This is a genomic window from Aliihoeflea sp. PC F10.4 (assembly GCF_054612275.1).
Map to the genome: position 1 here is coordinate 694687 of NZ_JBTSWH010000001.1, position 24640 is coordinate 719326.

At 62.2% G+C, this 24640-nt stretch carries 25 protein-coding genes; 11 read left to right on the plus strand and 14 right to left on the minus strand.

Going from position 1 to position 24640, the window contains the following annotated elements; genetic code table 11:
• Positions 1 to 85: 85 nt before the first annotated feature.
• The 3 genes from ACX82Z_RS03395 to ACX82Z_RS03405 form a co-directional block, all read right to left on the minus strand.
• Positions 86 to 1735, minus strand: coding sequence for a thiamine pyrophosphate-binding protein (locus tag ACX82Z_RS03395; RefSeq protein ID WP_459586743.1), 1650 nt, complete (start codon positions 1733 to 1735; stop codon positions 86 to 88).
• A complete protein-coding gene (locus tag ACX82Z_RS03400) occupies positions 1732 to 2907 on the minus strand; it encodes a CaiB/BaiF CoA transferase family protein (protein WP_459911605.1) in 1176 nt (391 codons plus the stop codon). Before ACX82Z_RS03400 ends, ACX82Z_RS03395 begins: the two co-directional genes overlap by 4 nt.
• Positions 2908 to 2981: 74 nt before the next feature.
• Entirely contained in the window at positions 2982 to 3911 is a 930-nt protein-coding gene (locus ACX82Z_RS03405; RefSeq protein WP_459586744.1) for an alpha/beta fold hydrolase, read from the minus strand.
• Positions 3912 to 4108: 197 nt separating this feature from the next.
• Between ACX82Z_RS03405 and ACX82Z_RS03410 the strand changes: the two genes are divergently transcribed.
• The 3 genes from ACX82Z_RS03410 to ACX82Z_RS03420 are packed head-to-tail and all read left to right on the plus strand — an operon-like array spanning position 4109 to position 6809.
• Entirely contained in the window at positions 4109 to 5140 is a 1032-nt protein-coding gene (locus ACX82Z_RS03410) for an ABC transporter substrate-binding protein (protein WP_459586745.1), read from the plus strand.
• 59 nt (positions 5141 to 5199) lie between these two features.
• Positions 5200 to 5988: an ABC transporter ATP-binding protein gene (locus ACX82Z_RS03415; RefSeq protein ID WP_459586746.1), complete on the plus strand. Its 789-nt coding sequence runs from the start codon at positions 5200 to 5202 to the stop codon at positions 5986 to 5988.
• A complete protein-coding gene (locus ACX82Z_RS03420; protein ID WP_459586747.1) occupies positions 5985 to 6809 on the plus strand; it encodes an ABC transporter permease in 825 nt (274 codons plus the stop codon). The genes ACX82Z_RS03415 and ACX82Z_RS03420 overlap by 4 nt, the downstream gene beginning before the upstream one ends.
• Before the next feature lie 4 nt (positions 6810 to 6813).
• Here ACX82Z_RS03420 and ACX82Z_RS03425 read toward each other — a convergent pair whose 3' ends face one another.
• From ACX82Z_RS03425 to ACX82Z_RS03455, 7 genes are all read right to left on the minus strand, one after another.
• Positions 6814 to 7212: a curlin gene (locus tag ACX82Z_RS03425; RefSeq protein WP_459586748.1), complete on the minus strand. Its 399-nt coding sequence runs from the start codon at positions 7210 to 7212 to the stop codon at positions 6814 to 6816.
• A 169-nt stretch (positions 7213 to 7381) separates the two neighbouring features.
• Positions 7382 to 7777, minus strand: a complete 396-nt coding sequence (csgH, locus tag ACX82Z_RS03430; protein WP_459586749.1) for a curli-like amyloid fiber formation chaperone CsgH — start codon at positions 7775 to 7777, stop codon at positions 7382 to 7384.
• Between the two features lie 57 nt (positions 7778 to 7834).
• Positions 7835 to 8269, minus strand: coding sequence for a curlin (locus ACX82Z_RS03435; RefSeq protein ID WP_459586750.1), 435 nt, complete (start codon positions 8267 to 8269; stop codon positions 7835 to 7837).
• A 110-nt stretch (positions 8270 to 8379) separates the two neighbouring features.
• On the minus strand, positions 8380 to 9606 hold the full coding sequence (locus ACX82Z_RS03440; RefSeq protein ID WP_459586751.1) for an MFS transporter: 1227 nt from the start codon (positions 9604 to 9606) through the stop codon (positions 8380 to 8382).
• A 117-nt stretch (positions 9607 to 9723) separates the two neighbouring features.
• Positions 9724 to 10401, minus strand: coding sequence for a spermidine synthase (locus ACX82Z_RS03445; RefSeq protein ID WP_459586752.1), 678 nt, complete (start codon positions 10399 to 10401; stop codon positions 9724 to 9726).
• 57 nt (positions 10402 to 10458) lie between these two features.
• Positions 10459 to 11100 (minus strand): AprI/Inh family metalloprotease inhibitor, encoded by a 642-nt coding sequence (locus ACX82Z_RS03450; protein WP_459586753.1) that lies wholly within the window; start codon positions 11098 to 11100, stop codon positions 10459 to 10461.
• A gap of 43 nt (positions 11101 to 11143) precedes the next feature.
• Complete coding sequence (locus tag ACX82Z_RS03455) at positions 11144 to 12403, minus strand: Hsp70 family protein (protein ID WP_459586754.1); 1260 nt, start codon at positions 12401 to 12403, stop codon at positions 11144 to 11146.
• Between the two features lie 195 nt (positions 12404 to 12598).
• Here ACX82Z_RS03455 and ettA point away from each other — a divergent pair, with 195 nt between their 5' ends.
• From ettA to ACX82Z_RS03475, 4 genes are all read left to right on the plus strand, one after another.
• On the plus strand, positions 12599 to 14248 hold the full coding sequence (ettA, locus tag ACX82Z_RS03460; protein WP_459586755.1) for an energy-dependent translational throttle protein EttA: 1650 nt from the start codon (positions 12599 to 12601) through the stop codon (positions 14246 to 14248).
• Positions 14249 to 14385: 137 nt separating this feature from the next.
• Positions 14386 to 14769 (plus strand): response regulator, encoded by a 384-nt coding sequence (locus tag ACX82Z_RS03465; protein ID WP_459586756.1) that lies wholly within the window; start codon positions 14386 to 14388, stop codon positions 14767 to 14769.
• A gap of 163 nt (positions 14770 to 14932) precedes the next feature.
• Complete coding sequence (locus tag ACX82Z_RS03470; RefSeq protein ID WP_459586757.1) at positions 14933 to 16054, plus strand: beta-ketoacyl-ACP synthase III; 1122 nt, start codon at positions 14933 to 14935, stop codon at positions 16052 to 16054.
• 56 nt (positions 16055 to 16110) lie between these two features.
• Positions 16111 to 16758, plus strand: a complete 648-nt coding sequence (locus ACX82Z_RS03475; RefSeq protein WP_459586758.1) for an MOSC domain-containing protein — start codon at positions 16111 to 16113, stop codon at positions 16756 to 16758.
• Here the strand turns inward: ACX82Z_RS03475 and ACX82Z_RS03480 are convergent.
• Complete coding sequence (locus ACX82Z_RS03480) at positions 16755 to 17072, minus strand: DUF2293 domain-containing protein (RefSeq protein WP_459586759.1); 318 nt, start codon at positions 17070 to 17072, stop codon at positions 16755 to 16757. The genes ACX82Z_RS03475 and ACX82Z_RS03480 overlap by 4 nt on opposite strands.
• Entirely contained in the window at positions 17069 to 17563 is a 495-nt protein-coding gene (gene tsaA / locus ACX82Z_RS03485; RefSeq protein WP_459586760.1) for a tRNA (N6-threonylcarbamoyladenosine(37)-N6)-methyltransferase TrmO, read from the minus strand. The genes ACX82Z_RS03480 and tsaA overlap by 4 nt, the downstream gene beginning before the upstream one ends.
• A gap of 78 nt (positions 17564 to 17641) precedes the next feature.
• On the opposite strand from tsaA, the gene ACX82Z_RS03490 reads away from it, so the two are divergent.
• Both ACX82Z_RS03490 and metF read left to right on the plus strand, forming a co-directional pair.
• On the plus strand, positions 17642 to 18658 hold the full coding sequence (locus ACX82Z_RS03490; protein ID WP_459586761.1) for an ArsR/SmtB family transcription factor: 1017 nt from the start codon (positions 17642 to 17644) through the stop codon (positions 18656 to 18658).
• Positions 18658 to 19569 carry a methylenetetrahydrofolate reductase [NAD(P)H] gene (metF, locus tag ACX82Z_RS03495; RefSeq protein ID WP_459586762.1) on the plus strand — a complete coding sequence of 304 codons (912 nt, stop codon included), beginning with the start codon at positions 18658 to 18660 and terminating at the stop codon, positions 19567 to 19569. The genes ACX82Z_RS03490 and metF overlap by 1 nt, the downstream gene beginning before the upstream one ends.
• A 372-nt stretch (positions 19570 to 19941) precedes the next feature.
• Here the strand turns inward: metF and ACX82Z_RS03500 are convergent, their stop codons facing one another.
• The gene (locus ACX82Z_RS03500; RefSeq protein ID WP_459586763.1) at positions 19942 to 20859 is read right to left on the minus strand and encodes a DMT family transporter; all 918 of its coding nucleotides are present in this window, start codon (positions 20857 to 20859) and stop codon (positions 19942 to 19944) included.
• Positions 20860 to 21009: 150 nt separating this feature from the next.
• On the opposite strand from ACX82Z_RS03500, the gene ACX82Z_RS03505 reads away from it, so the two are divergent.
• A complete protein-coding gene (locus ACX82Z_RS03505) occupies positions 21010 to 22230 on the plus strand; it encodes an alanine racemase (RefSeq protein WP_459586764.1) in 1221 nt (406 codons plus the stop codon).
• Positions 22231 to 22235: 5 nt separating this feature from the next.
• Here the strand turns inward: ACX82Z_RS03505 and ACX82Z_RS03510 are convergent, their stop codons facing one another.
• Positions 22236 to 23072, minus strand: a complete 837-nt coding sequence (locus ACX82Z_RS03510; RefSeq protein ID WP_459586765.1) for a glycoside hydrolase family 25 protein — start codon at positions 23070 to 23072, stop codon at positions 22236 to 22238.
• A 189-nt stretch (positions 23073 to 23261) separates the two neighbouring features.
• Between ACX82Z_RS03510 and ACX82Z_RS03515 the strand changes: the two genes are divergently transcribed.
• Positions 23262 to 24632, plus strand: coding sequence for a serine hydrolase domain-containing protein (locus tag ACX82Z_RS03515; RefSeq protein WP_459586766.1), 1371 nt, complete (start codon positions 23262 to 23264; stop codon positions 24630 to 24632).
• Positions 24633 to 24640: the final 8 nt, after the last annotated feature.

Sequence of the window (24640 nt, forward strand, 5' to 3'; positions counted from 1 at the left end):
TCACCTTCACGTCCTGATCATCGGCAGAAGTCGTCATCCTTAGAGCGTTGCTCAAAATATCCTGTTTCGTTGCAGTCCTACAATTTCATGCGCCGTTTCTGATCTGCGTCAGCGTCTTCATCGGCGTCAGGGCTTCCGGGTCGAGCTTAATCTCGATGATCGACGGCTTGCCGCTGGCGCGAGCGCGTTCGAATGCGGGAGCGAACTCGTCCGTCGTCGCCACAGTCTCGCCGTGACCGCCGAAAGCACGAGCATAGGCCGCGAAGTCGGGGTTCCTGATTGTCGTGCCGGAAACGCGGCCGGGATAGTCGCGCTCCTGATGCATGCGGATCGTGCCATAGATGCCGTTGTTCAGGATCACCACGATCACCGCCCGATCATATTGAACGGCGGTCGCGAATTCCTGCCCGTGCATGAGGAAATCGCCGTCGCCGGCCCAGACCACCACTTCGCGCTCGGGGAATATGCCCTTGGCCGCGACACCGGCTGGAACGCCATAGCCCATCGAGCCGGACGTCGGCGCGGCTTGGCCGTTGAAGCGGCGATAGCGGTGGAAGCGGTGCATCCATGTCGCGAAATTGCCCGCACCATTGGTGACGATCACGTCTTCGGGCAGATTTGCCTCAAGCCACTCCATCACACGGCCCATCTTGACGTCGCCTGCGCCGCCTTGCGGCGGGGTCGACCATTCAAGGTAGCTTTGATGAAGCTCCTCGGTGCGGTTCGCCCAGCTTGGCGTTCCGCTCGGCGCGGTCTCGGCAAAAGCTGCGGCAAACGCGGTGTTGGAGGCGTTGATCGGCAGATCGGGACGATAGACGCGGCCTAATTCCTCGGGGTCGGGGAAGATGTGGACGAGCTTCTGGTCCGGGTAGGGGCTCTTCAAAAGCGTATAATCGGCTGACGGCATCTCGCCGAAACGGCAGCCGACGAGAACGACGAGATCGGCGTCCTTGATGTATTGCGCCAGCTTCGGGTTCGCGCCGATGCCGATGTCGCCCGCGTAGCACTCGTGCAACTGATCGCACAAAGTCTGGCGGCGGAAAGAGCAGCCGACCGGCAGCTTCCATTTCGAGATGCCGGCGCAAACCTGTTTGACCGCTTCCTCGCTCCAGCGCGTGCCGCCGAGGACGAGGAAGGGACGTTCCGCGCCGTTCAAAAGTTCGACGAGGCGCTCCATTTCCGGCTGGCCGGGGCGGGTCTCGACCGGCGTGAAGGGCAGGGGCTTCGGTGCTTCGACCTCGTCGCGTAGCATGTCCTCGGGCAGGGAAATAACAACTGGGCCGGGACGCCCTGATGTGGCGACCGCAAAGGCGCGGGTGACGAGTTCCGGAATGCGTGTCGCATCATCGATCTCGACCACCCATTTGGCGATCGATCCGTAAAATGCCTTATAATCGACTTCCTGAAACGCCTCGCGCTCCTTGATGCCGCGCGCGACCTGACCGATGAACAGGATCATCGGATTGGAATCCTGCGCGGCGATATGAACGCCTGCCGACGCGTTCGTCGCGCCGGGGCCGCGCGTGACGAAGCAGATGCCGGGTTTGCCGGTCAGGCGGCCTTCGCAATCCGCCATCATCGCCGCGCCGCCTTCCTGACGGCAGATGACGTTTTCGATGCTCGAATCGTGAAGGGCGTCGAGAACGGCAAGGTAGCTTTCGCCCGGCACCGAATAGATCCGCTCGATGCCGTTTGCCTCAAGCGCTTCCACGATCAACTGGCCGCCGGTTCTCATACGTTCTTCTCCGCGATTTCTGAAAGGATTTCGTCCGTATGCTCGCCAAGGCGGGGCGAGGGACGGTCGTATTGCAGGGGCGTTCCCGACATCACCATCGGCGCGCGCACCGACGGCAGTGAGTTGCCGTGGCCGTCGTCTAGGTCGATGCGCATGCCGCGCGCTATTGTCTGCGGGTCGGCGAAGCTTTCGGCGATGTTGTTGATGGGGCTCGCCGGGACCGCTGCCGCGTCGAGCTTCGGCAAAAGATCGGCGCGGGTCCAGTTCGCCAGCGTCTCGACGAGCTTTTCGCGCAGGCGGACGCGATTGACGACGCGGGCGGGATTGGTTGCGAAATCGGGATCGAGCGGCAATTCATCGAGGCCGACGACCTTGCAGAAGCGCGCGAACTGGCCGTCATTGCCGGCAGCGAGAATGAAATGGCCGTCCTTTGTCGGCAGGACTTCATAAGGCGCGATGTTCAAATGGGCGTTCCCCATCTGAACGGGTGCGTTGCCAGACACGAGGTAGTTCAAGTTCTGGTTGCCGAGTACGGAAATCTGCGTGTCGAGCAGGGCCATGTCGATATGCTGGCCTTCGCCGGTCGCTTCTGCATGACGCAGCGCCGCCTGAATGGCGATAACGGAATAAAGCCCGGTGAAGATGTCGGAAATGGCGACGCCGGCCTTTTGCGGCTCGCGCCCGGCCTCGCCGGTGATCGACATCATGCCGGACATGCCCTGGATGATGAAGTCGTAGCCTGCGCGCGGTGCATAGGGGCCGTTCTGCCCGAAGCCGGTGATCGAGCAATAGACGAGGCGCGGATTGATCGCTTTCAGGCTTTCATAGTCGAGCCCGTATTTCTTCAGCCCGCCGAGTTTGAAATTCTCGATCAGAACGTCGGCAGTGGCAACGAGCTTGCGGATCTGCTCAGCTCCTTCGGGCTTCGAAAAATCGATCGCAACGGAGCGCTTGCCGCGATTGGTCGAATGGTAATAGGCGGCAGAAAGGTTCTCGCCGTCATGGCTCATCACGAAGGGCGGTCCCCATTTGCGGGTGTCGTCGCCGCCATCGGGATTTTCGACCTTGATGACGTCTGCGCCCAGATCAGCCAACACCTGACCGGCCCACGGCCCGGCGAGAATACGGGCGAGTTCGATGACGCGGACACCTTTAAGCGGCGGCTGGGACATGGATTTTCCGACGAGCTCCGTTTCGTTCCGGTCGTGGGTAGCAGACCGGAACGGGCCACGGAACCCGGTATCGGTCAGGCCAGCGACGCGTTCGCCCATTTGACGAAATCGGCGGTGATGATGTCCCGATTCAACTCGTTGAGGGATTCGTGGCGGGTTTCGGCGTAAACCGTTGATCGCAGATTCGAAAAGCCCATCCGCTTCATTCGCGCAGCGAGCTTTTCGATGGCCTTGCCGCCGTCCGTCGCCGGGTCTTTCTCGCCGCCGACGAGCAGCACCGGCAAGTCGCGGCGGATGGTGGAAAAGTTTCCGTCGCCGCCGCCGGCAAGGATGAAGCCGAAGACGGTACGCCATGCGCCGATCGAGACATCGAAGCCGCAAAGCGGATCGGCAACGTATTTCGCTACCTCTGCATCATCGCGCGAGAGCCAGTCGGAATCGGTTTTCCGGTCGGGCATCTGTTTAGCCCACGCCTGAAAGGTGAGCTTCGGCAAAATGCGCGACGGCACGTCCGATCCCAGCCGAAAGCGCTCCCATGCCAGAACCGCCAGCGCCGCTTTGCCCGCAATGCCAGCAGAGAAATTGGCGTTCCAGATGGCTGCGGCAGCGACACGCTCGGAATGCGCGAAGAGGTAATTCAGCGCGATGAGGCCGCCCATCGAATGCCCGAACAGGATCACCGGCAGGCCGGGATGTGTTTTTTCGATGTGATCGTGCACCGCATCGACATCGGCCAGAACCTTCGCGGCTGCCGGCTCCGTCCCGAAATGGCCAAGCGCTGCATCGGGAGCCTTGGTGTGGCCGTGTCCGCGATGGTCGTGCGCATAGACATGAAAACCCTCGCGCGCCATCGCTTCGGCAAAGCGCGCATAGCGCGCGCCGTGTTCGGACATGCCGTGATTGATCTGGATGACCCCACGAGCCGCAGCCGCGGGCGCTTCATGAAAGACGTTCAGTTGCGCGTCGGTCGATGAGCGGATGGTAAAACTAGATTGGAAAGACATATGCCCCCTCGGCCTTTTGGCGTGACGGTACCGCCGCGTCCGGCGATTGAGAAGAGCGTCGAAGTGCCGGCAAGCTGCGCAGTACATGTGCAATGCACAATTTTGATGAAGCTCTGGGCAAAACCTGCTTGCAAACCGATGTCCCCGACGCTTTGATGCGGGTCATCGCGCCACAGAGCGCCAGAGGGGTAACGACAATGATATCAAGACGTTTGTTCACGCTTGCTGCGGCGACCACGCTTGCCGCATCGGCAGCCGGCTTCGCACCCGCATTCGCGCAAACCACCAACATCGCCTTCACGCTCGACTGGCGCTTCGAAGGACCAGCGGCCGGCTTCTTCCTGGCGCAGGACAACGGCTATTTCGAAGAAGAGAGTCTGAACGTCACCATCGATACGGGCGCTGGCTCCGTCGAGGCGATCCCGCGCGTTGCGACCGGCACCTACCAGATGGGCTTCGGCGACATCAATTCGCTGATCAAGTTCCTCGACCAGGACCCGGGCACCGACGTCAAGGCGGTGATGATGGTCTATGACGTGCCGACCTTTTCCGTGGTCGGACGCCGTTCGCTGGGCGTGACGGAAGATCCGAAGTCGCTGGAAGGCAAGACACTCGGAGCGCCGCCGCCGGACGGCGCCTACGCGCAGTGGCCCGCCTTCGTCGACGTCGCGGATATCGACACCTCAACCGTCACTATCGAGAGCATCGGCTTCCCGGTGCGCGAGCCGATGCTGGCGCAGGGCGACGTGGACGCGGTCTTCGGCTTTGCCTTTTCCGTGATCCTCAATTTGAAGGCGCAGGGCATCGAGGACGACGATATCGTGCCGATCCTGATGGCCGAGAAAGGTCTCGACCTTTACGGCAACGCGATCCTCGTCAACACCGACTTCGCCGAGCAGAACCCGGAAGCGGTGAAGGGCTTTTTGCGCGCGCTGGTCAAAGGCTTCCGCGATGCGGTCAACGATCCGGCGGCCGGTGCCGCAGCCGTTCTGACGCGCAACGACATTCTCGACGTCGATGTCGAGACCGAGCGTTTGACGATGGCCAACGAGATGAACATCAACACGGCCTATGTTCAGGAAAACGGTTTCGGCGGTATCGACATGGATCGTCTCGGCCGCGCCTTCGAGCAACTGACCGTTTCGATGGACCTGACGGGTGCCGTGTCGCCCGAAGACGTCGTCGACCTGCAATATCTGCCGCCGGCCGAAGAGCGGATGTTCGACTGATCCCGTCCGCAGGACGCCAGCGCCCGGCCGATGCCGGGCGCTTCATTATGTGAAAAGCCATGAACGACCTCGTCACGATCGAAAATGTGGATATGCGCTATGGCGGGCAAGGCGGCGTTCTCGCCGTCTCCGGCCTGACCATGAATGTCGGCAAGGGCGAATTCGCCGCCGTCGTTGGTCCCTCTGGGTGCGGGAAGTCGACCCTGATGCGTCTCGTTACCGGCCTGCATATTCCGCAGACGGGAGCGGTGACCGTTGCCGGTGAGCGCGTGACGAAACCGGTTTCGATCGTCGGCATGGCGTTCCAGAATCCAACCATGCTGCCGTGGCGCACGACGCTCGACAACATTTTGCTGCCGCTCGAAATCGTCGAACGTCACCGCAAGAGGCTGCGCAAGCACAAGGCCGAATATGTCGCCAAGGCCGAGGCGCTGCTCGACATGGTCGGCCTCAAAGGCTTCGGCGACAAGTTCCCCTGGCAGCTTTCCGGCGGCATGCAGCAGCGCGCCAATCTGTGCCGCGCGTTGATCCATGAGCCGGACCTTTTGATGCTCGACGAGCCGTTCGGCGCACTCGACGCCTTCACCCGCGAGGAATTGTGGCAGGTGATCCGCGATCTTCATGCAGCTCAGGGCGTGACGATCGTGCTCGTGACGCACGATCTGCGCGAAGCCGTCTATCTTGCCGACCGTGTCTTCGTCATGAGCGCGCGTCCCGGCCGCATTCTCAACGAACACCGCATAGAGTTTGCGCGTCCGCGCGATCTGGAACTGATGTACCAACCGGCCTTCACCGAGAAGGTCCACGAACTGCGCGGCGAAATTGCCGGTGCGAGGCAGGCGGCATGAGCGCGGGCGAAACCGATCACGGCGCGACGCGCCTCGAAGAACGCCGTCGCAACTGGACGGTCGACTGGATCAAGCTTGCGCCGTTTCTCTATACGGCCGCGCTTTTCATCGTCTGGGAGGCGTCGGTCTGGTTCTTCGCCATCCGCCCGACCATCCTGCCCGCGCCTTCCGCCATCGCCGGCGCGCTTTATCAATACTGGCCCGCGATCCAGCGCCATTCGCTCCAAACGCTATTCACGACGACACTCGGCTTCGGCCTCGCAGTGGTCGGCGGGTTGGCACTCGGCCTTCTCGTTGGCTGGTCGCGCATGATTTACGCGGGTCTTTATCCGATCATGGTCGGCTTCAACGCGATCCCGAAGGTCGCGGTCGTGCCCATCCTCGTCATCTGGTTCGGTATCGGCACGATCCCGGCGGTGCTGACGGCATTCCTGATCGCGTTCTTCCCGATCGTGGTGAACGTGGCGACGGGCCTCGCCACGATCGAGCCCGAAACAGAGGACGTCCTTCGCGCCCTCGGCGCAAAGAAGATGGACATCATGCTCAAGGTCGGTATCCCGCGCTCGATGCCTTATTTCTTCGGCTCGCTGAAGATCGCGATCACGCTCGCCTTTGTCGGCTCGGTGATTTCGGAGACGATCGCGGCCAATTCCGGCCTCGGCTACATGATGGCCGCCGCGCAATCGCAGTTCAACGTGCCGCTCGTCTTCGCCGGGCTGATCATGCTCGCCGTCGAGGGCATCGTGATGTACGCGCTCATGGCGTGGGTGGAAAAACGGATGACCGGCTGGGCACATCGCAGCCAGCTCGCCAACGCCTGATCGCCTACCAGCCCCACTGGAAGGTCGCGCCCGTACGGTTGCTGCCGGTCTGGACGATTTGTCCGCTGGTGCCTCGCCCGAACTGGAAGAGGCCGTAGCTGTTGCCATTGCCGGTCTGCGAGACGGTGCCGTTGTGGCCGTTGCCGCGCTGGCTGACGATGCCGAGATTGTCGCGTCCGTCCTGCGCGACGCCGGCCGAATTGTTCCGGCCGTTCTGGATGATCGACGCCCCGCCGCGAACGTCGCGGTACATCTGGTAGAGCGCAAGTCCCGTGCGCATCGCGCGGTCTTCCTGGCTGTTGGTCGGCGCGACATGGAAGGAGAACTGGCCGTTCGCCGAGGCAGGGACGGCTGTCGCGGGAATGATGATCGCAAGGGCGAGCGCGGCGGCGAAACGGTTCATGCTGGCATTTCCTTAATGTTGCGGGGGGCTGGCCCGATGCTTCGAAACCATCATGCCCTGCACCGGCTGAACTGCCGTCGAATGGGACGTTCACAAGCCGTTCATGCCATTGCCTAGCGCAACGAAAAACGCCCCGGATGAGCCGGGGCGCTTGTTGAAAGAAAAAGATTCAGGCGCGGGTCTTACAAGGCAATGTCCGCCCGCCCGCCTCGACATTCAGGTCGATATCGTAGGCGCGCGCGCCGCCGCCCAACGATACCTTGCCGAGAACGGTCTTCTGGTTGGCGGCTGCGTCGAATTCGCCGCCCTGCCGGATGTTGGTGCCGCTTCCGCTGACGCGCAGGGTGTAGGAGCCGGAAACGGCTTTATCGCTCGTTACCACGCCCTCGATGACGGTCATCCCGCCAAGGTTTCGGGTGATGATTTCGCAGGCCGGCGATGATGCGGTCACGCCCATCTGGGCCGTGTCGGTGGCGCCGGCCGTACAGGCCATGAGGATCGTGGAACCCAAAATGGCGAAACCTGCCGCCATGCGGGAATGTCTAGGTCGTGCATTGATGGTCATCGAGGTCGCCTTTCTTCAGGGGGAGCCGAGGGCGGCCATTGGCCGCCCCGTCAAGGCTCAGCGGCAGGTCTGGACGAAGGCTGCGACGTTGCCCGAACCGGTCTGCTGGGTCGAGGCGTCGCAATTGCGGCCCACCTGGACACCGGCCGAGATGTTACCGCGTCCATCCTGGATGACGACGGCATTGTGACCCGTGCCGAACTGGGCGACGCCACCTGAATTCATGCGGCCGCGCTGCTCGACGACGGCCCGGTTGCGCCAGCCGTTCTGGCCGACGGCGACCGTATTGCGCCATCCATTCTGATGGCTGGCGGCGCTGTTGCGGCGGCCTTCCTGATAGATGCCGGTGTCGTTGCGGTATCCATCCTGCGAACCGCCCGCCTCGTTGCGCGAGCCGTACTGATCGATCCAGATGGAGTTGGCCGAAGCCGGGACTGCGGAAACGCCCATGAGGGCGGCGAGGGCAGCGGCGAAGACGAGCTTGGCGGTCATGGCGATAACGCTCCTGTTGTTCGGTTCCGGTCCCGGTGGGACGTCGTTTGGACAATTCGATAATCGTCCACCGGAACCGAACGCAGGCTGAAGCGCCCGTTCACCTGCCGTTAAGCGGGAAGCTGCCCCGCGCGCCGCGCGTCATGCCAGGCGTAAAGCCACACGCAAAGCCCGGCCAGCGCCAGAGCCGAGCCAACAAATCCGGCTGACGGAAAACCGTATCCCATGGTGATCGCGATCCCCGCCAGCCACGGCCCGAGCGCGTTCGCGGCGTTGAAAGCGCTGTGATTCAATGCTGCCGCCAGCGTCTGCGCGTCGCTCGCCACATCCATCAGGCGCGTTTGAAGAACCGCGCCGAGGCTGCCGAAAAAGCCGATGAGCAATATGACGATACAGATCGACCACAACTGGCCTGCGGCAAAAGGGAACGCCGCCAGCGAAGCCGCGCTCGCGATCATGAAGACGACCGGCGTCGCCATCAGATTGCGGTCGGCAGCCATGCCCGCGACGATGGTTCCCAGCGTCATGCCCACGCCGAAGATGGCGATGACGAGCGGCACCAGCCACGGATCGACCGAGGTGACTTCCAGAAGAGTGGATGCGGTAAACGAATAGACCGCGAAGAAGCCGCCGAAACCGACCGCGCCGGTGGCAAGCGTCAGCCAGACCTGCCGGTTTTTCAGCGCGGACAGTTCACGCAGCGGGCTTGCCTGCGGATCGGCCTCGTCCTTCGGCGCGAAGGTTGCGATCATCGCCATGGTCGCAAGTGCGAGCAGGCCGGGCAATGCGAAACCCCATCGCCAGCCGAAATTCTGGCCGATAAAGGTCGCGAGCGCGACGCCAAAGATCATGGCGACCGTCAGGCCGAGCATGATCGACGAAACTGCGCGGGCACGCTTGCGCCGCTCGACAAGCGAGGCGGCCATTAGCGCCGCAACGCCGAAATATGCGCCGTGCGGCAAGCCGCTGAGAAAGCGAAAGCCGATCAGCGACACGTAGCCGGGCGAAATCGCGCTCAGGCAATTTGCCAGGCCGAAGGCGGCCATCAGGACGATCAGAAGAAATTTGCGCGACATGCGCGCGGATGCGACCGCGATGATCGGCGCACCGACGACGACGCCGAGTGCGTAGGCGCTGATCGCATGCGCGGCCATCGGTTCATTGACGCCCAGTCCCTCGGCGAAATAGGGCAGAAGGCTCATGGCCGCGAATTCGGTCGTACCGATGGCAAAGCCGCCCATCGCGAGCGCGAGGATGGTCAGCGGTACATTCGTGACGGCGAGTTCGGCGGCTGGAATGTCGGCCGGTGCGGCGGCCGTGACCGATGCGTCGTTCATGGAGCTTGTTCCCGAATGAAAGGTGCGGCTCCTCCGACGCACGTCACGGCAAGCTATGGCCGACCGGGGAATGCCGCAATCGGCTTGGCTGCAAACGGTCTATGCATAAACGCCCGGTCAGGCGGGGCGTGTCGCCAGCCAAATGACGTGGCGCGCCCCACGTTTCGAGCGGCTGGCACGCACGCGTTTTTCCTCGACCTCGAAGCCTGATTTCTTCAGGCGTGCGGTAAAGCGCGGGTCGGGATGCGCCGACCAGACGGCGAGCACGCCACCCGGTTTCAGTGCCGTGCTGGCGGCTGCGAGACCGGAATGGGCGTAAAGCGCGTCATTGGCGTCGACGGTCAGACCGTCCGGTCCGTTGTCGACATCGAGAAGGATCGCATCGTATCGCGCTCGCGCCTGACCGATCACGCGGGCTACGTCGTCTTCGATGACCGTGACGCGGCGGTCATCGAGGCTGCCGGCGAAGATGCCGGACATCGGCCCGCGCGCCCAGCGCACGACCGCCGGCACGAGTTCGACGATGTCGATATGGGCATCGTCCGGCAGGACACCGAGCGTTGCGCGCAAGGTGAACCCCATGCCGAGGCCGCCGATCAGGATGCATGGTTTTTGCGCATGGCCGATCCGCTCGACCGACAATGTCGCCAACGCTTCTTCCGACCCGCTGAGGCGGCTGTTCATCAACTCGTTCGTGCCGAGCATGATGGAAAATTCAGTGCCGCGCTGCTTCAGGCGCAGGCGTTCCCTGCCGCCCGGTGCGTCGGCCGTATCCAGTTCAACCCAGGGGATCACGGCATGTCTCCTTGCTGCGCCTCGTGTAGAAGCTTGCAGAAGGCGCGTCCAGCAGGGTCAGTCGCGCCAGACCGTGATCGTCTGTCCCGTCGAAAGCTGGCCCGAATAATAGTCCGGCCCGTCACGGTTGAGGACGGCGATACGGTTGCCGTTTTGCGCATAGACAAGCATTTCTGCTTCCAGTCCCGTCATCGTCTCGTCCAGACGCCAGTCGGCCGCCGATGCCAGCAGCGGATTGTTGCAGCCGGAGGTGCGCGCCGTGCCACGCGGCGGGTTCGCGCCGGACCAGCTTCCAGGCGCAGCGAATGCGAGCGAACAGCCGCAATTGGCGGCGCCGTCAGTGACGGTCCAGTTGCCGCGAATGTCGAATTCGGACGGAAGCGCGCGGGCGGCCAGATTGCCCGCGACGGCTCCGCCCATCGGGCCGGCGACGAACGTGCCTGCGCCGGTGATGGCGCTGCGGCCCACATTGCGACCGACATTCAACGCCGTCGCCGTGCCGAACGTTGCCGCGCGCGCCGGCTTTTCAGGCGGGCCGGAAGGCAGCGGCATGGCGCATTGCATGGGGCCGACAAACGACGCCTGCTCGGCTGCCATGGAATTTTCGCCGTCACCCGACTGGCAAGCCGCCAGAGCAAGCCCGGTCACGGCAAGAGCGCCGAACCTGGCGAGTGCTGATTTCGCTTTGCATCCCCGCATCATCCTTCCGCCATGGGCGACGACCATGGCGAGAGTTTGATGATCAGCCGAAACGGCGCGCCGCGTCGATAGCAAGGCCAAGCCCGACCGCGCCGAACTGGTCGGCATGGCTGATGCGTGCGCCTTTCAGCTTTCGCTCGGCAGCCATGCGGACGGCAGGGACAAGCGCGCCGCCGCCGGTCAGGATGACGGTGGAGATATCTTCCGCATCGACACCGGCGGTAAGTATCGCGTCGTCGATGGAAGCGTCGATGCGCGTGACGAGCTCGGCGGTCGCATTCTCGAACTCCGCGCGCGTGGCGGGGATATCGAGCGTCAGACCCGGTTCCGACAGGCTGATCTCGGTGCTTTCGGCATCTGTCAGCGCGATCTTGGCGGTTTCCACCGCCGCTGCTAGCCGGTGGCCCGAGCGGTTGGCGAGAAGGTGCGCGTAACGCTCCAGCTTTTCCGGCTCGGCCGCTTCGCGCGCGAGCGACTGGATGTCGCGCATGTTCTTGGCCGTATAGAGCGTGTTGATGCGGTGCCACGTCGCCATGTCGTTGAAGTACCAGACGGGCAGGGCACGCTTACCATCTTTCGTGCCGGAGCCGAGGCCGAATTCCGGCATCACCTTGGCGATGTTGAACAGGCGGTCGAAATCCGTTCCGCCGACATGGACGCCGGACGTGCTCAAGATGTCGTCCGACCGGTCGAGGCGCGTTGCCCGTTCGGGCGAAAGTCGAAGCACCGAAAAGTCTGACGTGCCGCCGCCGATGTCGACCACGAGCGCCAGTTCCTCGGCTGCGATCTGCCGTTCGTAGTGAAGCGCGGCCGCGACCGGTTCGAACTGGAACTCGACATGCGCGAACCCTTCGACGCGGGCGGCGGCTTCCAACTGGTTCTGTGCGGTGGCGTCGGCCGCGTCGTCTTCGTCGACGAAGCGAACGGGACGGCCCAGCACCACAGCGTCCGGGATCTGTCCATGCTCCCGCTCGATGCTCTCACGCAGGCGCTGCAGGAACCGCCCGATCAGCATTTCGAAGGACATGCGCGTGCGTCCGACCTGCGTCGTCTCCTTCATCAGCGATGTGCCGAGAATGGATTTGAGCGCGCGCATGAAACGGCCTTCCGCGCCGTCCATATATTCGAATACCGCCTCGCGCCCGAAATAGGTGTTCCCGTCCTCGAGGCTGAAGAACAGCGCCGAGGGGATCGTCACATGCGCGCCCTCGACCGCGAGAAGCTTCGGCGTCTGTCCGCGAACGGCGAGCCCGACCGTGGAATTGGTGGTTCCGAAATCGATGCCGAAGGCGGTTTTGGACATGACGCGCTCTTGAATATACCGCGCGGGCGCAGGACGCGCGATCCGGTGCGGGGAGTTGGAAGGGCGGTCCCTCTAGCGTATCGCCGGCCATATGGAAAGGCCGGCAGGGGACCTCATTGCTCCGGCACCTGCTTTGGCCTACATACGGCGCAACCCAATTTCCGAACCACGACAACACGGAGTTCGACGCGCGCCATGGCACGCCAGTTCATCTATCACATGTCCGGCCTTTCGAAGGCCTACGGCGCCAAGAAGGTGCTCGACAACATTCACCTGTCCTTCTACCCCGATGCCAAGATCGGCATCCTCGGGCCGAACGGCGCGGGTAAGTCCACGATCCTGAAGATCATGGCCAACCTCGACAAGGAATATACGGGCGAGGCCTGGCTCGCGGACGGCGCGACCGTCGGCTATCTGCCGCAGGAGCCTGAACTCGATCCGTCGAAGGACGTGATGGGCAACGTCATGGAAGGCGTCGCCGACAAGAAGGCGATTCTCGACCGCTACAACGAACTGATGATGAACTATTCCGACGAAACGGCGGACGAGGGTTCGAAGCTTCAGGACATCATCGACAGCCAGAACCTGTGGGACCTCGAATCCCAGGTGGAGATGGCAATGGAGGCGCTGCGCTGCCCGCCGGCCGATGCGGACGTGACCAAGCTTTCGGGCGGTGAAAAGCGCCGCGTCGCGCTTTGCAAGCTGCTTTTGTCGCAGCCCGATCTGCTGCTCCTCGACGAGCCGACCAACCATCTCGACGCCGAGACGACCGCGTGGCTGGAAAAGCATTTGCGCGAATATCCCGGCTCCGTCCTGCTCATCACCCACGATCGCTACTTCCTCGACAACGTGACGGGCTGGATTCTCGAACTCGATCGCGGCCGGGGCGTGCCCTATGAAGGCAATTACACGGCCTATCTCGACGCCAAGGCCAAGCGCATGGCGCAGGAAAACCGCGAGGAAGACGCTCGCCAGAAGGCGCTTTCGCGCGAGCGCGAATGGATGGCGGCCAGCCCCAAGGCGCGTCAGGCAAAATCCAAGGCCCGCATCCGTGCCTATGACGAGTTGGTCGAAGCCGCGAACGATCGCCGGCCCGGCGAGGCGCAGATCATCATCCCGGTCGGCGAACGCCTCGGCAATGTCGTCATCGAAGCCGAGAACCTGAAGAAGGGCTTCGGCGACCGTCTTCTGATCGACGGGTTGGAATTCAAGCTGCCGCCAGGCGGCATCGTCGGCGTGATCGGCGCGAACGGCGCGGGCAAGTCGACGCTGTTCCGTATGATCACCGGACAGGAAAAGCCCGATGGCGGCGCTATCCGCGTCGGCGAAACCGTGCATCTCGGCTATGTCGACCAGAGCCGCGATCATCTCGATGCGAACAAGACCGTCTGGGAAGAAATTTCCGGCGGCAACGACATTATCAAGCTCGGCAAGCACGAGATGAACAGTCGTGCTTATTGCGGCGCGTTCAACTTCAAGGGCGGCGACCAGCAGCAAAAGGTCGGCAATCTTTCGGGCGGCCAGCGTAACCGCGTGCATCTGGCCAAGATGCTGAAGGATGGCGGCAACGTCATGCTGCTCGATGAGCCGACCAACGATCTCGACACCGAAACGCTGGCCGCGCTCGAAGAAGCGCTCGAGAATTTCGCCGGCTGCGCCGTCATCATCAGCCACGATCGCATGTTCCTCGACCGTCTGGCGACGCACATCCTCGCCTTCGAAGGCGACAGCCATGTCGAATGGTTCGAAGGCAATTTCGAGGATTACGAGCAGGACAAGATTCGCCGTCTCGGCCCTGAAGCGGTCAACCCGAAGCGCGTGACCTACAAACGCCTGACGCGATAAAACAGCATAATTCCGGCTGCCGTGACGATCCCGTGGCAGCCGGCGCTTTACAAGGAACATATTCTTGTGCGTGATAGCCGCGCGCGCGTTCTCGCGAACTTACGGACGTGTCGCTTGCTCTCATAACGGAATGAAAAATGATGTCTGATGGTTCTGGCGTGCTTCAGGGCCTCAAAATTTTCGTCGTGGAGGATGAAGCGCTCGTTGCGCTCAATCTCGAGGACATACTTGGCGAACTCGGCTGCACGGTTATTGGACCAGCGCTGCGTCTCGGTGCGGCGAGTGAAATGATGAACGACACTTTCCATGCGGACGTTGCGATCCTCGATGTCAACGTCGCCGGCGAACCGGTTTTTCCCGTCGCCGAGAAATTGGTCGGCAAAGGTATTCCGGTTATCTTCGCCACCGGATACGGGCAGGCGGGCCTGCCGGACACCTGGCATAGCCATACGATCCTTCAAAAGCCCTATGCGATGGACGATGTAGTGGAAAGTCTGGCGAGAGTGACCGGACGCAACTGATTTTGCGGGCGTTTTTTCGCTCGTCTTGCGGCTAACGTTGACTAAACCTATTCATGCGATGATTCGGTTCGCGCGTTTGATATGACGTGTCGGCCGTCTCCGCTCTTGGGGCGGACAGGATATTTGCGGGTCTCATCTTGGAGGCCCCGACGAGCGAGTAGGCATGAAGCGCGTCGTCATCAGCGGTATCGGAACGGAGATTCCAGACGAGGTCATCTCGAACGAGGAACTCGTCGAAAGCTTCAATGCGTGGGTCGATCTGGAGGATCCGGGGCGCATCGCGCGCGGCGAGGAGCCTTTGGCGAAATCCGACAGCGAGTTCATCCTCTACGCATCGGGCGTGAAAACGCGCCATGTCCATACGCGAGACGGGATTCTCGATCCGCACCGTATGACCCCGCGTATCCCCGAACGCGATGACGACGACCTTTCCGTCATGGCCGAATTCGGCGTCAGGGCTGCAAAAAAGGCCATCGCGGACGCAGGGCTCGCCGCCGCTGACATCGACATGGTGATCTGCGCGGCCTCGCACCAGCAGCGGCCCTATCCTGCGCAGGCCATCGAGATTCAAAAAGAGCTCGGAACATCCGGTGCGGCCTTCGACATGAGCCTCGGCTGCTCGTCGGCAGTGGCTGGCCTTCACGTCGCGTTCAATCTGCTTCGCACCGGGGCGCAACGGCGCGTGCTCGTCGTCACGCCCGAGATCATCACCGGCCATCTGAATTTTCGCGATCGCCAGACGCATTTCATCTTCGGTGACGCGGCGTCGGCGGTTCTGCTGGAGGCGACGGATGCGCCGGAGGAGCGGCAAGGGTGCTTCGAAGTGATCGATACGCGCGGATGGACTCAGTTCTCCAACAACATCCGCACCAATTTCGGTTTCCTGAACCGCGCCGGGCTGGACGATCCTTCATCGGTTCCGATGGCCGGCAACATGATCAAGCAGGTCGGCAACAAGGTCTTCAAGGAAGTGACGGTCGCCGGTCATCGCTTCATCGTGGAGTTCCTGAAGGAACACGGTCATTCCGTCCACGACATCAGGCGCTTCTGGCTGCATCAGGCCAATGCGCGCATGAATGCGATGATCCTCAAGCTGGCCTTCGGCCACGAGGTCGATAATGATCGCGCGCCGATGGTACTCGCCGAACTCGGCAACACGGCCGCTGCCGGTGCGATCATCGCGCTCGACCAGAACCGCCGCGACATGAAAGCCGGCGATGTCGGGCTTTTGTGCGCATTCGGCGCAGGCTACTCGATCGGCGGCGTTCTTCTGCGGATGAACTGACCGGCATTCATGGGTCCATCAGCCGAATTGACTGGATGTGGGCTTCCGTGCCGGTCATGAAGATACGCGAAGCGAAAGGCGCAGTGATGGACCAACTCTTCGAGCGACATGCGCATGAGATCGAGATCGTTACGGCGCGAAAGCTTGCCGGCACGGTGGACGGCCTGTTCCACGCGCCGGGCGGGGATTTCGTCACGCAGCGCGTCGACCGGCTGACGCTCGATTTCGAGGGCGTTCTCGGCGATTTCCATCGCGGGCATACGCGGCGTTCCGGCGGGCGGGAGCCTTGGTATCCGCGCGGCACGGAGATGCGCAACGAGCGGCATGTGTCGATCGTGGCTGCCGATGAGCTTGCCGCTATCGCAAAGGGCATGGGCATCGAGCGGATCGCGCCGGAATGGATCGGCGCAAATATGGTGCTGGGTGGCGTACCGCAGCTTTCGTTTCTTCCTGCCGGTACGATGCTGTTCTTCAAGAACGGCGTAACGCTCAAGATCGACGGGCAGAACGCGCCGTGCCGGCTGGCCGGGCGCTCGGTTGCCGACCATGCGGGTATGCCCGACCGCGAGGCGGGTGCGCTTCTTTTTCCGAAAGTCGGACGCCGGCTGCGCGGCCTCGTCGCCTGGGTCGAAAAGCCAGGCACGATCGAGGATGGCGAGGCCGTTTCCGTCCGCGTGCCCGAGCAGTGGGTCTATCGCGCCTAGTCCGCCTCGTCCTCGTCCGGGTCGAGAAGGCGCGTCGCGCGCCATGTGGTCAGCACTTTGTTGATCGCGTCGACGACGAAGTGTCGTGCGGAGTCGCGGTCATATCCTTCGTCCAGCAGCGCGTCGTAGTCCGTGTGCTCGTGCCTGATATGGGTGATCGTCGAAATCCACATCGCAATCGACGGCGGCAGGGCGCGCAGCTTTCGCTGGCCGGCAAGTTCGCGAATCGCTTCGGCGTCCGAATAGGGCGCAAGCGGGATCAGCGCCGTCAGCGCCTTGGCGAGCGCCTTTTGCCGTCCGGTCGATGGTTTCATCGGCGTGTCACCGTTGCGCCGGGGACGGCGTCGGTCGAGGCGTAATAAGGTTTTATGTCCAGAAGCGGCGTGCCGTCGAGCACGTCTATGGCTTCGAGGTCGAGGACACCCGCTTCCGGATCGACGCCTAAAAGCTTCACGACATGCAACCCGACAGGATTGGGGCGGACCGGAGAGCGCAGGGCGAAGGTGCCCGTCGGTTCGGGACGATGGCGCGGCTTTTGCAAGATGAGGTTTCTGCCCGCATCCAGCCATGTCAACAAAATGACGTGTGAAACCTCGTCGAGGCCGGCAAGACCTGACCGATAGGGCGCATCCACCAGTGCCCGCGCTGGGCGGCCCGTTTCGCGCGCGGCCGCCATATTCTTCGGACACTCGCTGCGATCGGTCCATGGCGAGCTTATGTGCCCGATGAAAACGAGCCGGGCGTCACCGGGCAGTTCTGCCGGGTCGAATGGCAGCGCCATTTCCCCGTCACGGATGTCGCTCATGCAAAATACCTCCGGCCGCCTCTTGCCAAATCTGTCAGAATACATAAACATATCTTTATGTCTTTTTCGGAGTTGGCGATGCTCGCTTCCCATCCCATAAACCTGACCTCGCTCGTTGATAGCTTGAAGGCCGCTGCCGAATCCAGCCGCCTTCGCATTCTCGTTCTCCTGTCGCGTGGGGACCTGACGGTCTCCGACATGACGGAAATTCTCGGTCAGTCGCAACCGCGCGTCTCGCGGCATTTGAAGCTGCTTCTCGAAGCCGACCTCATCCATCGCTATCAGGAAGGTTCCTGGGCGTATTTCGGCCTGTCGGATCGTGAGTGGGTTCGTGATTTCCTGTCCACTATGGTTGCGCGGCTCGACGCTTCGGACCCGACCATCGAACGCGATCTGGAACGTCTGGACGCCGTCAAGCAGCGCCGCCAAAGCCGCGCGAGCGATTATTTCAGCGCCAACGCGGCGGAATGGGATCGCCTGCGTTCGCTGCACGCGCCGGACAAGGCAGTCGAAGCTGTGCTGACGAAACTGGTAGGAACGACACCGTTCCAGTCGATGCTGGACCTCGGCACCGGGACGGGGCGGATGCTCGAACTGTTCGCGCCGCTTTACAGGCGCGGAACGGGCGTCGACCTGTCACGCGAGATGCTGGCCGTCGCGCGCGCCAATCTCGACAAGGCGGGCGTTGCTAATGCGCAGGTGCGCCTTGGTGATCTATACGCTCCGCCGGTCGAACGTGACGGTTTCGACCTGATCGCCATGCATCAGGTGCTCCATTATCTGGAAGAACCGGCGCTGGCCATTCGCGAGGCCGCGCGCCTGTTGCGGCCCGCCGGGCGGCTGGCGATCATCGATTTCGCGCCGCATGCGCTCGATTTCCTGCGCGATAAGCATGCCCATGTGCGGCTGGGAATTTCCGATGCGCAGATCGGCGACTGGCTGGCAGAGGCCGGTCTCGACCTGGAGGCGAGCGAAACCGTGCCGCCCGATGCGCAAAGCGACCAACGATTGACGGTCAGGATATGGATCGCGCGCGATCCTCGCATTCTGATCGCGTCTCCCCTGCAAACCGCGTCACAGAAGGCTCTCGCGTGATGAAGGACAGTCAGTTTTCCCGTCGTTCCGACCTTGGAAGCCGCATCGGCGTTTCCTTCGAATTCTTCCCGCCGAAAACGGACGCGATGGAAGCCCGGCTCTGGGAAGCCGTTCGTCGGCTCGAACCGCTTGCACCCCGCTTCGTGTCCGTGACTTACGGTGCCGGCGGATCGACCAAGGCGCGCACGACGCGGTCGCTGGCGCGGCTATGCGCGGAAAGCGACCTGGCTGCCGCCGCGCATCTGACCTGCGTCGATGCCAGCCGCGCGGAAGTTGACGAGGTGATTCAGGAATTCGTGCGCATCGGCGTTCGCCGTTTTGTTGCCTTGCGCGGTGACCCGGCCGAGGGCGTCGGCGCGACGTACCGGCCGCATCCCGACGGGTATCAGAACACGGCGGAACTCGTGTCCGCGCTGCGCCGGATCGGAGATTTCGATGTTTCTGTTTCCGCCTATCCGGAAAAGCACCCCGAAAGCGCCGACTTCGCCACCGATATCGATGTGCTGAAGCGCAAGGTCGATGCGGGCGCAACCCGCGCGATCACCCAGTTCTTTTTCGATAACGACGTTTACGAGCGCTATGTGGAGCGGGTTCGCAGGGCGGGCATCTATATCCCGATCGTGCCGGGCGTCCTGCCGATCCAGAATTTCACGCAGATGGCGGGCTTTGCCGGGCGTTGCGGAACCCATGTGCCGCAATGGCTGGCCGATCGCTTCGACGGTCTCGACGACGATCCACAAACGCATGCGCTGATCGCAGCGGCGGTTTCAGCCGAACAGGTTTTCGACCTGATCGAGCGCGGCGTGGACGACTTTCATTTTTACACGATGAACAAGGCCGATCTCGTTTTCGCCATTTGCCACCTCATCGGCATAAGGCCCGGCGCGCAAAGCGAGCGGATCGCAGCCTAACCCAACTCCAAAATGCAGAAAGGCCGGGCGAACCCGGCCTTTCCTTCATGTCTGATTGGTCTTTGCGGAGCCGTTATTAAACGACGATCCCCATAACCAAGGCTCCGATGAATGCAAACGCAGCACAAATCATCAATGCGTTGACGGGCCGTGTAAGTCCCATAAGCGGTGCCTCCTCTACAGACTACGCAGATCGGGAATCTAGGCAAGTTCACGGCCGTGGCAAGGATAAATATTGCTGCAATGCGACGCCGGTTTAGAAAATACGACCCGATGCGTGGCCTATCATCCTGTTTTTACATTTATAATTGCGTTTAACCACCTGTTCATAAATGTGACATGCGGGTGACGAAATTGTGCCATATCGTAACGTTACTTGCGGCCCAGCAACCGCCCGTCGATGACGATCAAGCCCGATGCGATAAGGGCCATGCCAGCGAGCTCGAATGCCTCAAGCCGCTCGCTAAGAAACAGAGCGCCCAGAATAATCGCGAAAACCGGTACGATAAGTGTGACCAGCGAGGCGTTCGTTGCGCCTGCCGAAGCGATCAGTGAGAAGAACAGGATATAGGCGAAGGCGGTCGAGGCGAGAGCAAGCGCCAGAACCGAAAGCCACGCTTCTCCGCTGACGCTTCCAAGCTCGGCAAAGCCGCCGATACCGAAAATGACCGGCAGCATGATGATCGTCGACGCGGTCAATTGCCCGGTCGCCACGATCGGCGGGGGCAGGGCGCGAAAACGTTTCGCGAAGATCGCCGCGCAGCCATAAGAAAAGGCGGTTCCGATCAGCGCGAGCTTGGCCCAGACAGGCCCGCCGAGATCAGCCAGCAGGCTGGGGCCGATCATTACGGCCGTGCCGGCGATGCCCAATGCGATGCCCGCGAGCTTCCGGCCTGTGAACTTTTCGTCGCTGGTGAACGCGTTCGCCAAAATCACCGTCCAGAACGGCGTCGTCGCGTTGAGCACCGACGCCAGCCCGGCGCCGAGTTCCGTCTGGCCGATGAACATCAGCGAAAAGGGAATGATGTTGTTGAGGATCGCGAGCAGGACGAAACTCGCGGCCATCGGCAGGGCGAGCGAGAAGGAAGGTCCGCGTAGCGCAAGATAGATATGGAGGGCCGCTGCGGCGAGCGCGACGCGCAAGAGAACGAGCGTCAGCGGTGCGATTTCCAGAACCGCGACGCGGGCGAAGAAGAACGATCCGCCCCACAACAGCCCCAGCAGCAGGAGCATGCTCCATTCGCGCGTTGACATCTGCGTTGTCAGGCGGGGCAGCGTTGTGTCGGTCATGTAGGCATCCTTTCGCATTGCTCTACGACCGGTGCGCAGGCCACGCCACCCGAAAATGCTGAACCATGTTTTCAACCGCTTTGAAGATACGTTCGGTTCTATCCGTCATGTTCGTGCGTTAGGTTGCGCCACGTTTTCCATGGAGCGACCATGCAGAAATTCGAAAATGCCCGTGAAGCGGCTCTTGCCCTTCGTCCCGACGATCCGGTCTACTGCTTTCGCCCGGAGGTCCTGAAGGAAGACGCGCGGCAATTCATGGGCATGTTTCCCGGCAAGACGGCCTATGCGGTCAAGACCAATGGTGAGCCGATGGTTCTGAAGACGCTTGCGGAGATCGGCGTCGACGCCTTCGACGTCGCTTCGCCGGCCGAATTCGAAGCGGTTCGCTCCGTCGCGCCTCACGCCGAGATGCTCTACATGCATCCGGTCAAGGCGCAGTCAGACATAAGGCTTGCGCTCGAAACATACGGCATCCGGGTCATCTCGCTCGACCATGAGGACGAGATCACCAAGGTGACACGCGTCGTGCGCGCGCTCGACATCGATCCGGGCCAGATCACCGTTTTCGTGCGCATCCAGACCAAGGGACATGCGGCATACGAATTGTCGAAGAAGTTCGGCGCGGGTCCGGCGGCGGCCGTGGAACTCATGCAGCGGCTTCACCGGCAGGGCTATAAGGTCGGCATCTGCTTCCATGTCGGCAGCCAGATCGAGGACCCGGATACCTATGAGCGCGCGCTGGCTTCGGCCGACTGGGTGCGCAACCGCTGCGGCGTGCCGCTGGCCGGCCTCGACGTCGGCGGCGGTTTCCCGGCCGAATACGGTCACGACCCCAACCGCAAAAAGCCGGAAATGCCCTCGCTCGGGCAGTTGATGTCGCGGCTTCGAAACGACATCGACGAATGGGGCTTTTCGGACGTGCCGCTGGTGGCCGAGCCTGGACGCGTCATCGTGGCGCGTGCCTTTTCGCTGATCGTGCGCGTGCTTTTGCGCAAGGGAAAGCGGCTTTACATCAATGACGGCATCTGGGCGTCGCTGTCGGATTCATGGACCGGCAAGATCACGCTGCCGGCGCGGTTCATTCCCGATCCCGCAATCCGCTCGCGAAACGGCAATGCGGAAAACATCGTCCCGTTCAAGGTATGCGGAGCGACCTGCGATTCGGTCGATATTCTTTCGCGTCCGTTCTGGCTGCCTGAAACGGTCGATACGGGCGACTGGATCGAAATCGGCCATATCGGGGCCTATTCCCTGTCGCTCAGGACGCGTTTCAACGGCTTTTATCCCGACACGTTCGTCGAGGTCACGACGCCGTTCGAGGAAGGTACGAAGCCGGAAGGGTTTGCCAGCCTCGAGACGATGGCGGATTAGAAGCTTCAGCTCGTCGAGGTATTGCGCGCGACCCAGTTGCGCCATTCGCGGACAGAACCGTTGAAGACGTTGATGTCGGCATCGCCGACCTTGCCCGGCACGATGCCCGTGCCGGTATATTGCCAGAACAGGAAGTTCTCGCCGTCGTAACGTTCATTCGGATGATCGGCGACGGAGCGGAGCCACCAGTCGTAACCCTTGAAGGTGTGAAGGCGGTTGTCCTCGTAGAAATCCACCGAGGTATAGATGATCGGGCGCTGACCGTAGTGGCGCTCGATCATGTCGAGGAAGATTTTCATCTCGCTGTGAACGGTGCGCCAGTCCGGCCGCGCGCGGCAGGTCGGCGACAAATGGTTCCATTCCATGTCGAGCACATGCGGCAGCGTGCCTGCCTCGCGCGGTACGTTGCGAATGAACCATTGCGCCTGTTCGGACGCCGTGCGGCAGAAATAGAAGAAATGGTAGGCCGAGCGCGGAATACCGTGGCGGCGGGTCGCGTTCCAGTTTTCCATGAAGCGCGGATCGAGCATGTCGCCGCCTTCCGTCGCCTTGATGAAGGCGAAGGAGATGCCCGCGTCGCGCGCGGTCGGCCAGTCGATGTCACTTTGATAGCGCGAAACGTCAGTGCCATGGACGGCATAGGACCATGGCGTGCGACCGCTCCACGGATGCGGCTTGCGATCGCCGAAACGCGGGTTCGTGACCTTGACCGGCGCTTCGACATTCGCTGCCATTCGTGTCGGCACGGCGGAAGCCGGTGCGATGGCTGCAAGATCGAGCCCTGTCGAGTTGCAACCCGAAAGGAGCATGGCGAAGGTCAGCAAGGCTGCAATGGCGCGCATCGGATTTCCTGAAAAAGCCGGCTGACGCAATCACACGCATCGAACCGAATCGTCCCGCCTGAAGGCTTGCGTCATCATGGTTGAGGCGAGGTTAACAGGCGAAGGCACACCGCGCGATGGCGTCTCGGTCACACTTGCAATCTTCCTGCCGACGCGATGAATTCGGCAGGTGCGACCAAGGGGGATTTGATGCGAATCGTGAAAAAGCTTTTGAAGGCGGCAGCGCTGCTGCTCGTCCTCGTCGTTGCCGGGCTTGCCGGCTGGCTCTATCTCGTGCCCCCGGAACCGATCCGAATTGCCGCCGGCTATTCGGCGAAGATCGTCTGCTCCAACGTGTTTATCGCCGGGCGCGATCCGGACGAGGTACTTGAGGTCGATGTGCAGGCGCCCGGCCACCCGCTATTGCGCTTCATTGATGTCGATGTGGACCGCGAGCGCAACGTCGTGACTGCGGGGCTTTTGGGAGTGTTCGGCAGGAATCAGGCCGTCTATCGCGAGGGGCTTGGCTGTGCGAGCGCACCTGATGGGGCGTCTGAACGCATCCCCGCGCTGGGCGCGACGGCGCGAACCGCTCCCGTAGAACGAGACGCGTCTGCCCTTTGGCCGGAAGGCGACGCTGTCGACGCTGACGATCCTGCTATCACCGCCATTCTCGATAACCCCGCTATGACTGGCTCCGGAATGCGTGCGGTGGTTGTCGTGCATGAGGGCCGGATCGTCGGCGAACGCTATGGTGAAGGATTCGACGCAAGCACGCCGCTTCTTGGGTGGTCGATGACCAAGACGGTAAGTGCCGCGCTCTATGGCACGCTGACCGACCGCATCGACGTCGATGAGGCCGAACTGTTCCCGCAATGGTCCGACGATCGCGCTCAGATCACGGTCGCCGATCTCCTCGCCATGTCGAGCGCGCTCGAATTCAACGAGGATTACGGGAACGTGACCGATGTCACGCGCATGCTCTATCTGGAACCGGACATGGCGCATTTCGCATCCGACAAGCCGCTCGTTGGCACCCCGGGTGAAGTGTTCAGCTATTCGAGCGGAACGAGCGTCATGCTGTCGCGATTGTGGCAGGACCGGTTCGATGATCCGCAGCAGGCGCTGGGCTGGCCACGTCGTGCGCTGTTCGCGCCGCTCGGCATGGAAAGCGCGGTTCTGGAAACCGATGCACGGGGCACCTTCGCGGGATCGTCCTATATGTACGCCACGGCGCGTGACTGGGTCCGCTTCGGCCAGTTTCTGCTTCAGGACGGTCAATGGAACGGTGCGCAAATTCTGCCGCAGGGTTTCGTCGAATGGATGCGTGAGCCGGCACCTGCGTCGAACGGCCGGTATGGACGCGGCCAACTCTGGCTCGCCGGGCCGGAGCGTGGCGGACAAGTTGCGCTGCCTGCCGATGCCTACTGGCTGCGCGGGCATGACGGGCAGTTCATGGTCATCGTTCCCTCACACGATCTCGTCGTGCTTCGCCTGGGACTGACACCGTCGCGACTGAATTACTCGCCCGTTCAAATGATCGGATCGATCATCGAGACGCTCGGTCAAGACGTTCCGTAATTCGAGCG